The organism is Altererythrobacter chaiwopuensis (assembly GCF_054957735.1).
Genome location: NZ_JBTXJF010000003.1, coordinates 298,701 through 312,129, shown reverse-complemented (window position 1 = coordinate 312,129; position 13,429 = coordinate 298,701). Strand labels below are relative to the sequence as shown.

Annotated in this window: 15 protein-coding genes; 7 read left to right on the top strand and 8 right to left on the bottom strand. The window is 58.6% G+C overall.

All coding sequences use genetic code 11. From position 1 onward, the window contains the following. The coding region (locus ACX3VQ_RS12960; protein ID WP_462581453.1) for a cadherin repeat domain-containing protein at window positions 1–1,911 on the bottom strand (1,911 nt) is incomplete at its 3' end. Between the two features lie 148 nt (window positions 1,912–2,059). Here ACX3VQ_RS12960 and ACX3VQ_RS12955 point away from each other — a divergent pair. Beyond that, window positions 2,060–2,602: a hypothetical protein gene (locus ACX3VQ_RS12955; RefSeq protein WP_462581452.1), complete on the top strand. Its 543-nt coding sequence runs from the start codon at window positions 2,060–2,062 to the stop codon at window positions 2,600–2,602. A 20-nt stretch (window positions 2,603–2,622) separates the two neighbouring features. Here the strand turns inward: ACX3VQ_RS12955 and ACX3VQ_RS12950 are convergent, their stop codons facing one another. Both ACX3VQ_RS12950 and ACX3VQ_RS12945 read right to left on the bottom strand, forming a co-directional pair. After that, window positions 2,623–2,934, bottom strand: coding sequence for a type II toxin-antitoxin system RelE/ParE family toxin (locus ACX3VQ_RS12950; protein WP_462581451.1), 312 nt, complete (start codon window positions 2,932–2,934; stop codon window positions 2,623–2,625). Beyond that, window positions 2,931–3,185, bottom strand: coding sequence for an antitoxin (locus tag ACX3VQ_RS12945; protein WP_462581450.1), 255 nt, complete (start codon window positions 3,183–3,185; stop codon window positions 2,931–2,933). The genes ACX3VQ_RS12950 and ACX3VQ_RS12945 overlap by 4 nt, the downstream gene beginning before the upstream one ends. 450 nt (window positions 3,186–3,635) lie before the next feature. On the opposite strand from ACX3VQ_RS12945, the gene ACX3VQ_RS12940 reads away from it, so the two are divergent. Together ACX3VQ_RS12940 and ACX3VQ_RS12935 are read left to right on the top strand one after the other, a co-directional pair. Next, complete coding sequence (locus tag ACX3VQ_RS12940) at window positions 3,636–4,559, top strand: hypothetical protein (protein ID WP_462581449.1); 924 nt, start codon at window positions 3,636–3,638, stop codon at window positions 4,557–4,559. Beyond that, the gene (locus tag ACX3VQ_RS12935; protein WP_462581448.1) at window positions 4,559–5,143 is read left to right on the top strand and encodes a fasciclin domain-containing protein; all 585 of its coding nucleotides are present in this window, start codon (window positions 4,559–4,561) and stop codon (window positions 5,141–5,143) included. The genes ACX3VQ_RS12940 and ACX3VQ_RS12935 overlap by 1 nt, the downstream gene beginning before the upstream one ends. A gap of 120 nt (window positions 5,144–5,263) precedes the next feature. Here the strand turns inward: ACX3VQ_RS12935 and ACX3VQ_RS12930 are convergent, their stop codons facing one another. Continuing rightward, complete coding sequence (locus tag ACX3VQ_RS12930; protein WP_462581447.1) at window positions 5,264–5,962, bottom strand: lysoplasmalogenase; 699 nt, start codon at window positions 5,960–5,962, stop codon at window positions 5,264–5,266. A 25-nt stretch (window positions 5,963–5,987) separates the two neighbouring features. On the opposite strand from ACX3VQ_RS12930, the gene trmFO reads away from it, so the two are divergent. Further along, complete coding sequence (trmFO, locus tag ACX3VQ_RS12925) at window positions 5,988–7,370, top strand: methylenetetrahydrofolate--tRNA-(uracil(54)-C(5))-methyltransferase (FADH(2)-oxidizing) TrmFO (RefSeq protein ID WP_462581446.1); 1,383 nt, start codon at window positions 5,988–5,990, stop codon at window positions 7,368–7,370. Between the two features lie 19 nt (window positions 7,371–7,389). Here trmFO and ACX3VQ_RS12920 read toward each other — a convergent pair whose 3' ends face one another. After that, complete coding sequence (locus ACX3VQ_RS12920; protein ID WP_462581445.1) at window positions 7,390–7,854, bottom strand: EF-hand domain-containing protein; 465 nt, start codon at window positions 7,852–7,854, stop codon at window positions 7,390–7,392. 36 nt (window positions 7,855–7,890) lie between these two features. Further along, window positions 7,891–8,550, bottom strand: a complete 660-nt coding sequence (locus ACX3VQ_RS12915; protein WP_462581444.1) for a squalene/phytoene synthase family protein — start codon at window positions 8,548–8,550, stop codon at window positions 7,891–7,893. 177 nt (window positions 8,551–8,727) lie between these two features. Here ACX3VQ_RS12915 and ACX3VQ_RS12910 point away from each other — a divergent pair, with 177 nt between their 5' ends. The 3 genes from ACX3VQ_RS12910 to ACX3VQ_RS12900 all read left to right on the top strand — a co-directional run bounded on the left by ACX3VQ_RS12910 (window position 8,728) and on the right by ACX3VQ_RS12900 (window position 10,909). Further along, on the top strand, window positions 8,728–10,011 hold the full coding sequence (locus ACX3VQ_RS12910; protein ID WP_462581443.1) for a pilus assembly protein TadG-related protein: 1,284 nt from the start codon (window positions 8,728–8,730) through the stop codon (window positions 10,009–10,011). After that, window positions 10,008–10,472: a TadE/TadG family type IV pilus assembly protein gene (locus tag ACX3VQ_RS12905; protein ID WP_462581442.1), complete on the top strand. Its 465-nt coding sequence runs from the start codon at window positions 10,008–10,010 to the stop codon at window positions 10,470–10,472. Before ACX3VQ_RS12910 ends, ACX3VQ_RS12905 begins: the two co-directional genes overlap by 4 nt. An 83-nt stretch (window positions 10,473–10,555) precedes the next feature. Beyond that, a complete protein-coding gene (locus ACX3VQ_RS12900) occupies window positions 10,556–10,909 on the top strand; it encodes a hypothetical protein (RefSeq protein ID WP_462581461.1) in 354 nt (117 codons plus the stop codon). A 48-nt stretch (window positions 10,910–10,957) separates the two neighbouring features. Here ACX3VQ_RS12900 and ACX3VQ_RS12895 read toward each other — a convergent pair whose 3' ends face one another. After that, a complete protein-coding gene (locus ACX3VQ_RS12895) occupies window positions 10,958–12,316 on the bottom strand; it encodes a pyruvate dehydrogenase complex E1 component subunit beta (protein WP_462581440.1) in 1,359 nt (452 codons plus the stop codon). A 3-nt stretch (window positions 12,317–12,319) separates the two neighbouring features. Then, complete coding sequence (gene pdhA / locus ACX3VQ_RS12890) at window positions 12,320–13,399, bottom strand: pyruvate dehydrogenase (acetyl-transferring) E1 component subunit alpha (RefSeq protein ID WP_462581439.1); 1,080 nt, start codon at window positions 13,397–13,399, stop codon at window positions 12,320–12,322. Between the last annotated feature and the right edge of the window lie 30 nt (window positions 13,400–13,429).

Sequence of the window (13,429 nt, the reverse complement as noted above, 5' to 3'; positions counted from 1 at the left end):
ACCCAGCGCCGCGCCTTCGGCCTGCCCTTCGGCATAGCTGAACGCATAGGACGAAGCACCGCCACCATCGGTCGCATTCGTACCGGTAAAGGTCGGGGCCGTGTTGGTATCGGGCAGATCGAGCACGTTGACCGTGACCGTCTGCACCGTGGTGTTGCCCGCGCCATCGGTCGCGGTCACCTCGATCTGGTAGGCATTGTCGCCATTGTCATCGACCGGCGCCTCGAAGTCGGGCGCTACATCGAACGTCAGCGCACCACTGCCCGGATCGATCGAGAGATCGCCCGCATCCACACCGCCGGTGATCGACCAGGTCACTGCCTCATCGGCGGTGAGTGTCGCAACAGCGGTCTCGCCTTCGTTCACATCGAAGCTCGCAGCAGAGGTAATGCTCGGCGCTACTTCATCGACATCGGTCTCGGAGAGCACCACCTCGATCGAGGTCGTATCGGTGCCGTCGCTCGCGGTGACGTCAAGCGTGTGCACATTGGGCGCACCCTCGAAGTCGTTCGCCGCCGCTGCCACGCCGGCAGCGGTCAGGCTGATCTCGCCACTGGTGCCATCGATCTGGAACCAGCCATTGGTGTTGCCGCCCGCAATGGCGAACGTGATGGTGTCGCCAGCATCCGGGTCGCTCGCTGCCACCTGACCCAGCGCCGCGCCTTCGGCCTGCCCTTCGGCATAGCTGAACGCATAGGACGAAGCACCGCCACCATCGGTCGCATTCGTACCGGTAAAGGTCGGGGCGTCGTTCACATCAGTTTCAGAAAGCGTGACATCCATTGAGCCGGTGCTGGAGTCATCCGATGCTTGTATTGTCAGGACATGGGAATTGGGCGCGCCTTCGAAAACGTTTGACGCGGCCGCTACGCCAGCAGTGGTAAGGGTAATCTCGCCAGTGTTTGCATCAATTTCGTACCAGCCATTAGAGTTTCCAGCTGTGATCGCATACGTGAGCGCCCCGGAGCCGCCCGTCGCGGCAATAGGTGCCAAAACATCAGTCTCGCTGGAATTCTCCGGATAATTGAAAGCCGCGCCGCTCGTAAACGAGATCGGAGGGTTTTCGACAACATCGGTTTCCGAAAGAGTAATCGTTTGTGCGATGATGCCAGAGCCGTCATTCGCCTGCACCGTGATCGTCCGGCTGTTGGGCAGCGTTTCGAAGTCATTTGGCTCTGAGGCTGCAACCCCTGCAGGTGTGAGCGAGATCTCACCGGTACTGGGCTCAATCTCGTACCACCCGTTCGAGTTCCCAGAGCTGATGGAATAGGTAACTGCGCCTGCGGCGTTTGCGGTCTGTACGGTGCCTATGACATCAGGGTCGGTCGAGTTCTCCAGATAGCTGAAGGCGTTGGCCGAAGTGAAGGTCAGCGAGCTTGAGCCCGGTCCGGGGAAGTAGAGATTGAGCGCGTTCAACGCGCCGCTGGAGTTGGCGCTACCATCAAGACTGTCTGGGAGAAGCGTCGAAAGATCGGTCGAACTTTGCGGGAACTGCAAGATGTAGGTTTTGCTTCCGCCGCCTGGTGGAGTGTAACCGTCATTCTGAATCGTGGATGTCGTCAGGCCAACCCAGTCGAAGTTGCCACTACCCGTATTCTTGACCCAGTTGATTGCTGCCGGGAAAGTAAGCGTAGATCCATCTGAATAGCTGATTGTTGCTGTAACAGCGGTATCGTTACCCTGGCTTCCGCCCCAATTGCCGTCATTGGATTCCTGGCTGATCGAAATCGAGGTGATATTGAGCGAGCCGAACAGCTCCGCATTCGACGTACGGTTCGGGCCATTTGAATATTCGGCGATAGCGCCGCTGTTGAACTCGGCGGTCAAAGTGACCGTCGAACTTTGGGCCAAGGCTGGCTCGACGAGCATGAACGAAAGCGTGATCGCTGAACAACCCAGTAACTTTTTCACGATTTTAAGTCCCTACTATCTCAATGGTAGGGGATTCTACGTAGGTATGGTTAACTAACAGTTAGGTCGTTAGCCATGTGTTGATGAGAGGGATTTCATTCAAATGTCGGTGACTGCTTTCCAATCAAAACGTCTGAAGAGGAGATCAATGACATATACTCAGGCAGCTTTATGGCCCTATCTATATGGCCATCGTCTTGAGTGGGAGTTTGTCGACGGTTCTCTGCTTTCCCGCGCCTCGAAAGGAAACCATCACACCTATGGTGGCAAGGAAGTTCCAACGGGATTTTTCGACCTTCCGGGCGCCGAAAATATCTCCGGCGTCTTATTCTCGAATGCGGGTACCCTCGCGAAATTCGATCGGATGGGTGTAGCCGCCGGATTTGGCGCGGCGGATCACAAGTATCTTCGTTTTGGCCTCCGGCTTGACCCCGATCCCAATAGCGCCAATGGGACTCCCTTCGTCGAGGAATTGGGTGTCGAGCACGGCGATGGCTGGGCCGATGAACTGCAATTCTTCCATAACCCAAACGCGAAACACCCCCTGCCGCGTGGGGCGCTTTTCGGGGTGACCGAGCATTTTTTCAGGGACGGCCAACATTATTCATATTCTTATGGTGAACCGGTTCTCGGCTCTCGCACCATATTGATGCGACTGGTTGGAGACGAAGAGGTTCGGGAAACTGTTTAGGGCCACTCAAGTCGCCAAAGTTACCCCAATCGCGCTGCCAGCCTCACCATCAGGTCCATGCGCTCGTGAAAAATCGCCACCACGAGGGCGGGCGCGTCGTCACGCGGAAGGCAGAAGATATAGTGGTGCTCGCAACGGACCATCCGCAAACCCGGATAGAGCGTGGACATGTCTTTGAAGATGCCGTCGACCGCCGCGACGCTTTCCATACCCGCTTGCAGCTTGGCCACATAGCTGCGGGTCTGCACATCACCCCATTGCTTGCGTGTATAGCGGATAACGTCGCGTAGATCAGCTTCCGCCGACGACGACAGAACATAGCCGACGGTCAAGCGCGGCTATCCCGACCCAGCTCTTCATCAACGATGGCATCGATGCTCTTGGTGGACACGCTGCCCGCCAAGCCTTCGGCGATCCGTTGGCCCAGCAGAGTTTTCAATTCCTGCCACGCTGAATCTTCCCCCGCATCGGCGGAAAACAATCGCTCAATGGCATATTGCTTGATCGTCTTGCCCTGCAATGCCGCCAAGGCTTTTAGACTTTGGTGCTGCTGGTCGGTAATATCTATGGTCAGTCGACTCATGGGAACCTCGCATATTGCTCGATCCCCATATTACCACAAATGTGCATTTGTGGTAACCCGTCGATTTGGCGCTCCCAAGCCTCGCTTTGCAGCTATCCAAACGGGGCATTTTTAGGGCATCAGACGCGTGCGATTGAATAAAACAGAGTGAAATCGATCCGAACGCATCACTACATCAAAGATTCGCATTGCCAATGTGTTACGCTACAAGATCGAACAGAATACTACAGTGCAATCATATCCTTAGTGAAACTCTTAATCAGCGGGTCCTAGGTTCGAGCCCTAGTGCGTCCACCATTTTTCCCAAAAGCTAGACGGGTTTTTGCACGCTATTTGTGAGGCTGTTCAAAGCAACACGGGTTTCGGCGGCTAGAGGCTGAGCGGCGATATTCTTAATTTCGCGGAACAATTTCATGCATGCGACGTTTAATTCTGTCGAGGAGCATTGATATGCGAAACAAAATACTTCTAGCCGGAATTGCACTGCTTAGCCTTCCATTGGCACTCTCTGCGCAAGCACAGAACAACGGGAATGACAAACAGGGTAGCGAGAAAAGCAAACCAGCCGACAACAAGGGCGGCCCGGGTGCAGCAGCCAACCGCGCTGACAAGGCCCAGAACAAGGCGCAGAACAAGGCCAAGGCGCGCACACCGGACGTCGCAAATCAAAACGCTCAATCCGGCAACAAGGCCGGCCCCAACAATGACAGGGCTGAAGTTAATTCGCGCCGTCAAGATGGGCGCATTGAGAATTTCCCGAGGCGTACCGTAGAGAACGGCCGCTACATCAGGCCCGAACCAAGCTTCCAGGGATGTCCTCCAGGGCTTGCGAAGAAGGACAACGGCTGCCTACCCCCCGGTCAAGCACGCAAGTTTGGTGAGGGGACGCGTTGGGACCGCTATTCAAACCTGTTTGGCAGAAATCGCAGCGATGACTGGCGTTACGACCAAGGATTTGCATATCGCATCGATCCGGCGACAAGCCTCGTACAGGGCATCGTGCCGCTTCTTGGCGGGGCGCTATTCAACGGCAATGCGTGGCCCCAGAGTTTCACTGATTACCAGGTTTCGCCTTATTATGAGCGCTACTATGGATCGGGTGCAAACAGCGGCGTTCGTTATGCAGATGGCGCGATTTTCAGGGTAAATCCTGAGACTCAGAGGATCAGTTCCATCGCCGGTTTATTGACTGGCGACAATTGGAACGTCGGCTCGCCAGCGCCGCCGGGCTATGAAGTTTATAATGTACCCTACAATTACCGAGACCGATATACCGACGACGAGGCGAACTATTACCGCTATAATGATGGCTACGTTTACGAGATTGATCCGACAACGCAGCTTGTCCGTCAAATCATCGAGTTGGTCGTCTGATGGCACACGGTAACAAATCTCGTCGCCCGGCAATCCAGAAATTGTCGATCGTTATTGCGCTTGCCGCCATGCTTGGCGCTTGCCAGGACAATGACAAGCAAGCAGCTGACAATGAGCGTGCCGATCCAATCGCCAACAGCGAAATGGTGACAACGGCCATTGGCAATGCTGCTGACCTGTCAATATCAACCAGACTTATCGGCGCAGCCCAGCTAGGGGCCGCGCTCGACGGGGAAGGAAGTTACACCGTATTTCTACCGGTTGATGGTGCATGGAACTCTCTCGATGCGGCTGAGCGTCAAGCTATTGAAAGCACGGAGAATCGCCCGCAACTGATCGCAGTTCTACGGCAGCATATAGCGCCTGGCTATGTCCTTGCTTCGGATCTGGAAAAAGGCTTGTCGGATGAGGATGGATCGGTGGAGCTGGCTACAATGGGCGTTGCGCCGATCACATTGTACCGGGACGGCACGACCATCACGATTGGGCAAGGCAATGAAGCACCGCGAATAGTCGGTGCACCAATCGTCGCCGGGAACGATGTGGTCTATCGCATCGATCGCCTGATCCCCCCGCCCGAATGACAACCCACGTCTATCGCTAATTCGTAGAGCGACCATCCGGGTGTCAGCACATAATCTGTAGGTCTGGGGTGAGGACCCTAGACCTACAGACCCGTAAACAGGATTCCCAAACTGCTGGCTCTAATCGTCTTCGTCAGCCAGTTCGTGGCGCAGGGTCTGCACCACACCAGTTGCGATCATGAATTGCCCGGCAAAATAGAGCGGCCAGATCAGGTAATGCGGCAGCACGCCTAGATCGAACGGGCCCATCCGGCTGAAGATCAGCCAGTCCGAGACGACGAACAGCACAGCCCCAATCCCCACGCGATAGCGCGGAAAGTGGCTCATCCAGGCAGTCGATGCCATGCCGCCCAGTGCCAGCCCGTAAAGCGTTACCGCCCAGTCATGGCTCAAGAGCCAACTGATCGCCGGCGTGCCCAGCAGCAGCACGACCGCCAGTGCCTTCTGGCTGGGCGAGCGGTGCTCGCGCGGATTGCGCAGGTACAGCCAGATCGCCAGCACATGTCCGATGAAGAACAACCCGCCGCCAAGGGCGAAATCGAACTCGATGCCCATGTCGCCCAGTGCCCCGAACATCATCACCGCAGCAATGATCGCGGCGTCAGGCCCCGTCGCCCGCCGTATCGCGTAGAACGCCAGACAGCCGACCGCGAGGCCCTTGATCATTATCAGCCACACTTCGCCCAGCGGATTGTCACGCAGGAAATAGAAAGCGATTGCCGCGATAATGCTGGCGAGCAGCCAGGGCCGGTGTTCGATAAGAGCGCGTTTGGGCATGGTTTCCCCCTTGGAGGCACTCTTGGACTTGAAGAATGACATCGGCAAGCTCTAGGTGCAGCCTGTAATGACCCAATCAGACACTCATGACGTGCATATCATCGGCGGCGGCCTGGCCGGCAGCGAAGCCGCGTGGCAGCTGGCAAGGCGCGGATTCAAGGTGCGCCTGTCTGAAATGCGCGGTTCGGGAGAATTGACACCCGCTCACCAGACCGATGGTCTCGCCGAGCTGGTATGCTCCAACAGTTTCCGCAGCGATGATGACGAGAGGAACGCCGTCGGCCTGCTGCATCACGAAATGCGTCGGCTCGATTCACTGATCATGCACGCAGGCGAGATGGCACGTGTGCCCGCTGGCAGCGCGATGGCGGTCGACCGTGATGTATTCTCGCACGAAGTCAGCCGCACGCTGGCAGAGCATCCCAATGTCACAATTGTGCGCGAGCGGATCGATCGCCTGCCCGATGCGGGGATGACGATCGTCAGCACCGGGCCGCTTACCGCCCAGGCGCTGGCGGACAGTATCGTTGCCGCTACCGGACAGGAGCGGCTGGCATTTTTCGATGCCATCGCCCCCATCGTCCACCGCGACAGCATCGACATGTCAAAATGCTGGATCCAGTCGCGCTGGAACAAGCGCACTGCGGCCTCGAACGAGGGGGGCGATTATATCAATTGCCCGATGACCAAGGAGCAATATCTCGCTTTCCATCAGGGGCTGATCGATGGCGAGAAGACCGAGTTCCGCGAGTGGGAAAAGGACACTCCCTATTTCGATGGGTGCATGCCGATCGAGGTCATGGCGGCGCGCGGGGTCGAAACGCTGCGCTACGGGCCGATGAAGGGGGTCGGGCTGGATAACCCCTATGACACCAGCGAAGAGCACCCGCAGGGCCGCTGGCCCTATGCCGTCGTGCAGCTGAGGCAGGATAACAAGCTGGGCACGCTGTGGAACATGGTCGGCTTCCAGACCAAGCTCAAATATGGCGCTCAGATCGAATTGTTCCGCACCATTCCGGGTCTGGAAAATGCCGAATTCGCGCGGCTTGGCGGGCTGCACCGCAACACCTTTCTCAATTCGCCGCTGGTGCTCGATCGGCAATTGCGGTTGCGAAACGCGCCGCATATCCGCTTCGCGGGGCAAGTGACGGGATGCGAGGGCTATGTCGAATCGAGTGCGGTGGGGCTGATTGCGGGAATGATGGCTGCATTCGAGCTTGCCGGTCGCGAATGCCCGCCCCTGCCCCGCACCACGGCAATCGGCGCGCTATTGAGCCACATCACCGGCGACGCGGAGGCCGATACATTCCAGCCCATGAACGTCAATTTCGGGCTGTTCCCGCCGCTGCACGAAGTGAAGAAGAAGCAGCGCAAGGAAGCTTATACAAGCCGTGCCAAGCAGGATTTCGGCGAGTGGCTGGCCAGCATATTGGAGCCGGCCACCGCCTAAACGGGCGCGCCAGTAGCTGTCAGCACCGGCAAGATGCCTTCTTCGCGCCCGGTTTGGGGGCGGTTGTAGCGAACTCCTTGGGTGTAAGTTTCCCGTCCCCATCAGCATCGGCGCCTTCAAACCGCTCTGCCGTAGTCACCGCCCATTCCTCGAAGGTCAGCAGGTTGTTGCCGTCCTTGTCGAGGTCGCGAAACCCGTCGCTGCGCGTCGATAACATTTCGATGCGGGTGATCACCCGGTCGCGATTGCGATCATAACGGAAGAAGCGGCGCTGCTCGCGGGTCAGTTCGGTCGCTTCCGGCGGCACGGGGCCCTGCATGTCGCCAGGGTTGGTGATCGGCAATTCATCCGCCGATGGGCCAGCCTGTTCGGGACTGGGCGGTGGCGGCGCTTTTTCCTCGACTTGTGCGCGCCCCTCCCACCAGTAAAGCCCCACACTTGCGAGCGCGAGACCCAGAAAAAGACCCAATAATATGCGCGACATACGACCCTCCTGCCACACGCGGCAGGATACCGTTTTTCAGCGCCCGAGCAATCCCGCCCGCAATGCAACCAACGCAGCACCTCGCCCATCCATCAGTGGCTTTCCTCCGCGCCGCAATGAGCGCAGCGCCAGCGCTTCGAGCACCGCCAGCCCGCGCATGTCCCGCGCAATACTGCCCTTCCCCGAAGCCCGGCCCAGCCCGGTTGCAAGCAAAACTTCGCGTTCCTCATCGCTGCTGACATGCACCGCAGCGTCGGCGGCGGCCCAACGCTCACCCGCCGCCTGTGCACGTACACCTGCCCCGTTGCCGCAAGTGGCCGCCATCAGCGATAGCGCGCGGGCGCGCCTGGCGCAGAATCGCGCGGCAACGGCGGGCGTCAACGTGGGGGCCACCAACAGTTCTTCCCAGCCATCGACCAACGACAGCAGAACCTCTTCCTGACCAGCCCAGTGTTGACTGACCGCATCGAGCAGCAAATCACCCGCAGGGCGATCGCTGACCGGCTTTTCAAGCTGTTCGCGCCACCAGGCGAGCCGCATCTGTCCCATTAACGGCTCGCTGGTCTTGGCCACGATCTGCCCAAACCGGCGGTCCAGCGCGAAGAAACTAGCCAACGCGGGCCGCAAATCAGGCCTTGTATAAGACAGCGCAAGGCGCTGCTCGGGAGGCAGGGCCTCGTGATCTTCTTTCAGCATCGCTCGCGTTACGCCGTTGCCAGGCGGCGGCGTCAACCGAATATTCAGGATAAGTCCACGTTTTCTGGGAATTTCTGCCAGACCTTAGCAGGTCGTTAACTCATTTCGGGCACTAACTACACCAAACCTGCCGCGATTACGCTTGCGGCTGGCCGATTGATTTGAGGTTATGCGCCGATGTCCAGATTGAACAAGCTGTTCCAGAAGCTGCGGAAAAATACCCGCGGAAACGCCGTTCTTCTTGTGGCGATGGGAACCCCTGCCCTTATTGGCGGTGCAGGCCTGGCCGTCGATACCGCGCAATGGTACCTGTGGAAGCGTGAACTGCAGCAGGCTGTCGACCAGGCCGCCTATGCTGGTGCATGGGCGCTCACCAATGATGATTCGGCCGGTTTCTACGAAAAGCGCGCGAAACAGGAATATGATGCCAATCTCGCGGTGATCTCTGATTTTGCATCGGAACCGGTGATCACACTGGCAAGTTTCGCCGGCGGCAGCAACAACAGCGTGCTGGTGCGGGCAAGCGCGACCCGAACACTGCCCTTTTCAAGTTTTCTGACGGGCAATGGGGTGACCGTAACCGCTTCGGCCCAGGCCAGCTTCGCCGAAGGCGGCCACTTCAGCGCCTGCCTCGTCTCGCTTGCCAAGGACGGTGAAGGCACGATCATCGGCGGCAATGCGTCGGTCAAGGCGCAATGCGGCATCGCCGCCCTTTCGTGCAGCGAAGATGCCATTACCGTCGACGGATCGGCAACGGTCGAGACTGATATCATCGTTGCTTGCGGCAAGGTTGAGGCTCCGGATGAGCTCAAGCACCTGGTGGTCGAGGATGCATCAGGTTTGACGGATATATACTCCGATCTGGAACCGCCGACGAACGATACACCCCGAACCTATAACTGCACCGGCAAGGGCAAGAATGTACAGGCATCGCTGCTGCCGGGCACATATTCCTCAATCGTGATTTCCTGCACCACGGTGCTGGCGTCGGGCGTCTATGTGATCGACGGGGGCGAACTGGATCTTTCCGCCAACTACAATGTCACGGGCACCGGCGTGATGTTCGTGCTGAAAAACGGCGCACGGGTGAAGCTGGGCGGCAATGGCAACGACAATTCGATCCGCCTGTCACCCATGACCGCAAACGATGTGATCAACGCCGGATACCCGGACATGGCCGATCGTTATGCGGGAATGCTGATCTTCGAAGACCGCGAGAACAATCCGCCCAGCCCCGGCCATATCATGAACGGCAATTCGAACTCGCTGGTCGAAGGACTGATCTACATGCCTTCGGGCACGTTGACGATCAACGGTACCGCCGACGTCAGCTCGCAGTGCCTGCTGGTTTCGGCCTATCGCATCGATATCAAGGGCGGCGCCAAGCTCGAAACGCTATGCCCTGTGAATGAAGCGACTGAGGTCGGTTCGAGCAGTGGCAAGGTGAGGATGGTCGCATGATCTCCCGCTGGCGAAACCTCATTGGCAATCTTCGCGCGAGCGCGCAGGGTTCGATGGCGATCGAAACCGCGCTCGTGCTGCCGTTGCTGATCCTGATGTCATTTGGCACTTTCGAGGCGAGCATGGTCGTTTCGCGCCAGTATGAACTGCAATCCGCCGCCGCAGAGGCAGAGATCATCGCTGTCGCTGCAGCAACCGGTGCGGCGACCGATGCAGACAAGATCAAGGCGATTCTGGCGCAATCGGTTGGCCTGCGCGAAGAGCAGATCACGGTGACGCGGTTCTATCGCTGCAACGACAGCGAGACGCTCGTCAGCACAAAAGAGAGCTGCGGTGTGGACGATGTGGTGAGCAATTATGTCCGCCTGCAAATGTCTGACAGCTATACGCCGGTCTGGACCGAATTCGGCATCGGTGAGACGATCAATTACAATGTTGTTCGCACTGTGATGCTGTCATGACGATCAGGGCACGCCTCAAACGCCTCCTGCGCGACGCGCGCGGCTCGACCATTATCGAGTTTGCGCTGTTGGCGCCGGTCCTCATCGTTGCCACGATCGGCGTCTTTCATGTCGCGATCTACATGCAGAACTACAATTCACTGCGTTCGATCGCTTCCGACACTGCCCGCCGCGTGATGATCGAATATCAGAAGGAAAACAATATCTCGCCCGTCGAGATAGAGGCAATTGCCCTCAGCATTGCGGTCGGCGCACCCTATCTGCTCGAAACCGACCAGTTGCAGATAACCGTCACCGAAGCCGGCACCAGCAGGGTTCAGGATGCCACCGAAATGGACATAGCGATTTCCTATCTCGGCGAGGATTTCCTGCCGCTGGTGAATCTGGACGCGCTGAACATGACCTATAGCCGGCCCATCTTCGTCTTCGAAGAATAGCTGAGGCGAAGTGCGCTGCAAGGGCGGGGCGCACACCCCGCCCGCGCCTCAATCGCGGTAACAGACCTTTCTTGCCGCAGCGACAATGCGCGAGGCGTCGATCAGCGCCAGCTTCTCAAGATTCGCGGCATAGGGCAGCGGCACATCTTCGTTGCAGACCCTCAGCACCGGTGCATCGAGATGGTCGAAGCCTTCCTCCATGCAGATCGCGATCACTTCTGACGCAATCGAACAGGTCGGCCAGCCTTCCTCCGCAATCACCAGGCGATTGGTCTTGGCCAGGCTGTCGAGGATTGCCTGGCGGTCAAGCGGGCGCAGCGTGCGCAGGTCGATCACCTCGGCATTGATGCCTTCTTCAGCCAATTGCTCGGCAGCTTCGAGCGCAAAGCCGACCCCGATCGAATAGCTGACGATGGTTACATCGCTGCCCTCGCGCATCACCCGCGCCTTGCCGATCGGCAACACGTAATCGTCAATATCCGGCACATCGAAGCTGCGCCCATAGACCAGTTCGTTCTCGAGGAAGACCACCGGGTCCTCGGTGCGGATTGCGGCCTTGAGCAAGCCTTTGGCATCGGCGGCATCATAGGGCGCGATCACAATCAGTCCGGGCACGCTGGCGTACCACGGGCCGTAATTCTGGCTGTGCTGCGCACCCACGCGGCTGGCCGCGCCATTGGGGCCGCGGAAAACCACCGGGCAGCGCATCTGCCCGCCCGACATGTAATTGGTCTTGGCCGCGGAATTGATGATGTGATCGATTGCCTGCATGGCAAAATTGAAGGTCATGAATTCCACGATCGGACGCAATCCGCCCATCGCCGCGCCGGTGCCGATCCCGGCGAAACCGTATTCGGTGATCGGCGTATCGATCACCCGCTTGGGCCCGAATTCGTCGAGCAGGCCCTGGGTAACCTTGTAGGCGCCCTGGTATTCGGCCACTTCCTCGCCCATCACGAACACACGTTCGTCGCGGCGCATTTCCTCGGCCATTGCGTCGCGCAGCGCTTCGCGCACCGAGACCTGGGTAAAGCTGGTGCCTTCGGGGATCGCTGGGTCAGCCTTGGGTTCGGCTTTCGGGCGCGCCGGAACGGGTGCGGGGCTGGCTTCGGGTTCGGGAGCCGGAGCGGGCGCCGGAGCGGCATCGGCGGAAGCGCTGTCATCGCCTTCGCCCTCAAGCGTCGCGATAACTGTGCCGACCTTCACGTTCTCGGTACCTTCAGCGATCAGGATCTTGCCCAGCACGCCTTCGTCGATCGCCTCGAATTCCATCGTTGCCTTGTCGGTTTCGATTTCGGCGATGATGTCACCCGGGGCGATTTCATCACCTTCCTGCTTGAGCCAGCGCGCAAGCGTGCCTTCCTCCATGGTGGGCGAAAGCGCCGGCATTTTCAGTTCGATAGCCATGGCTCAATACTCCTCCACCAGAACATCGGTGTAGAGTTCGGCTGCCTCTGGCTCGGGCGAGTTTTCAGCGAAGTCGGCACTTTCTGCAACGCGCGCGCGGATAGCCTTGTCGATCGCCTTCAGATCGTCCTCGGTCTTGCCCTTTTCGAGCAGAACCTTCTTCAGGCCCTCGATCGGGTCCTTGTGCTCGCGCACGTCCTGCACTTCCTCGCGGCTGCGGTATTTCGCCGGATCGGACATCGAGTGGCCGCGATAGCGATAAGTGCTTAGCTCCATCAGTACCGGCCCACCGCCCTCGCGCACGTACTTGAACGCGATCTCGGCCGCTCCGCGCACTTCCAGCACGTCCATTCCGTTCACTTTCATGCCCGGAATACGAAAAGCGGTCCCGCGCCGGTGGAATTCTGTTTCCGCGCTCGACCGCGCCGTGCTTGTGCCCATCGCATACTGGTTGTTCTCGATCACGAACACGATCGGCAGGTTCCACAGCGCGGCCATGTTGAAAGTTTCGTAAACCTGCCCCTGGTTCGAAGCGCCATCCCCGAAATAGGTGAGGCAAAGCCCGCCGTCCTCGTTATACTTATGCGCCAGCGCCAATCCGCCGCCGAGCGAAACCTGCGCCCCCACGATGCCGTGCCCGCCATAGAATTTGTGCTCGGTGCTGAACATGTGCATCGAGCCGCCCTTCCCCTTGGAAATGCCAGCCTGGCGCCCGGTCAATTCGGCCATGATCACGTTGGGATCGATGCCATAGGCAAGCATGTGACCGTGATCCCGATAGCCGGTGATCACACTGTCACGATCATTGTCGAGCGCACTTTGCAGCCCGATCGCGACCGCCTCCTGGCCGATGTAAAGGTGGCAGAAGCCGCCGATCAGGCCTAGACCGTAAAGCTGCCCGGCTTTCTCTTCGAAACGACGGATGAGGAGCATCTGCTCGTAAAGCCTGAGCATTTCCTCTTCGCTGGCGTCATACCGGCCCTGCTTCTCATGCGCTTCCTGGAGCGAATGGAGAAAAAAATCCGGATTGTCCGATGCCGATTTCCTGGGCGTTTTTACTTGCGTCTTCGCGGCTTTGGCCAAAGCTCAAATCCTTGCAGTTGCTGGTCTTCC

What these genes read in the sequence shown, in the direction of transcription:
- ACX3VQ_RS12955 (WP_462581452.1), top strand. Translation starts at nt 2,060, where the DNA reads ATGACATATACTCAGGCAGCTTTATGGCCCTATCTATATGGCCATCGT.
- ACX3VQ_RS12945 (WP_462581450.1), bottom strand. Translation starts at nt 3,185, where the DNA reads ATGAGTCGACTGACCATAGATATTACCGACCAGCAGCACCAAAGTCTA.
- ACX3VQ_RS12940 (WP_462581449.1), top strand. Translation starts at nt 3,636, where the DNA reads ATGCGAAACAAAATACTTCTAGCCGGAATTGCACTGCTTAGCCTTCCA.
- ACX3VQ_RS12935 (WP_462581448.1), top strand. Translation starts at nt 4,559, where the DNA reads ATGGCACACGGTAACAAATCTCGTCGCCCGGCAATCCAGAAATTGTCG.
- ACX3VQ_RS12930 (WP_462581447.1), bottom strand. Translation starts at nt 5,962, where the DNA reads ATGTCATTCTTCAAGTCCAAGAGTGCCTCCAAGGGGGAAACCATGCCC.
- trmFO (WP_462581446.1), top strand. Translation starts at nt 5,988, where the DNA reads ATGACCCAATCAGACACTCATGACGTGCATATCATCGGCGGCGGCCTG.
- ACX3VQ_RS12920 (WP_462581445.1), bottom strand. Translation starts at nt 7,854, where the DNA reads ATGTCGCGCATATTATTGGGTCTTTTTCTGGGTCTCGCGCTCGCAAGT.
- ACX3VQ_RS12915 (WP_462581444.1), bottom strand. Translation starts at nt 8,550, where the DNA reads ATGCTGAAAGAAGATCACGAGGCCCTGCCTCCCGAGCAGCGCCTTGCG.
- ACX3VQ_RS12910 (WP_462581443.1), top strand. Translation starts at nt 8,728, where the DNA reads ATGTCCAGATTGAACAAGCTGTTCCAGAAGCTGCGGAAAAATACCCGC.
- ACX3VQ_RS12905 (WP_462581442.1), top strand. Translation starts at nt 10,008, where the DNA reads ATGATCTCCCGCTGGCGAAACCTCATTGGCAATCTTCGCGCGAGCGCG.
- ACX3VQ_RS12895 (WP_462581440.1), bottom strand. Translation starts at nt 12,316, where the DNA reads ATGGCTATCGAACTGAAAATGCCGGCGCTTTCGCCCACCATGGAGGAA.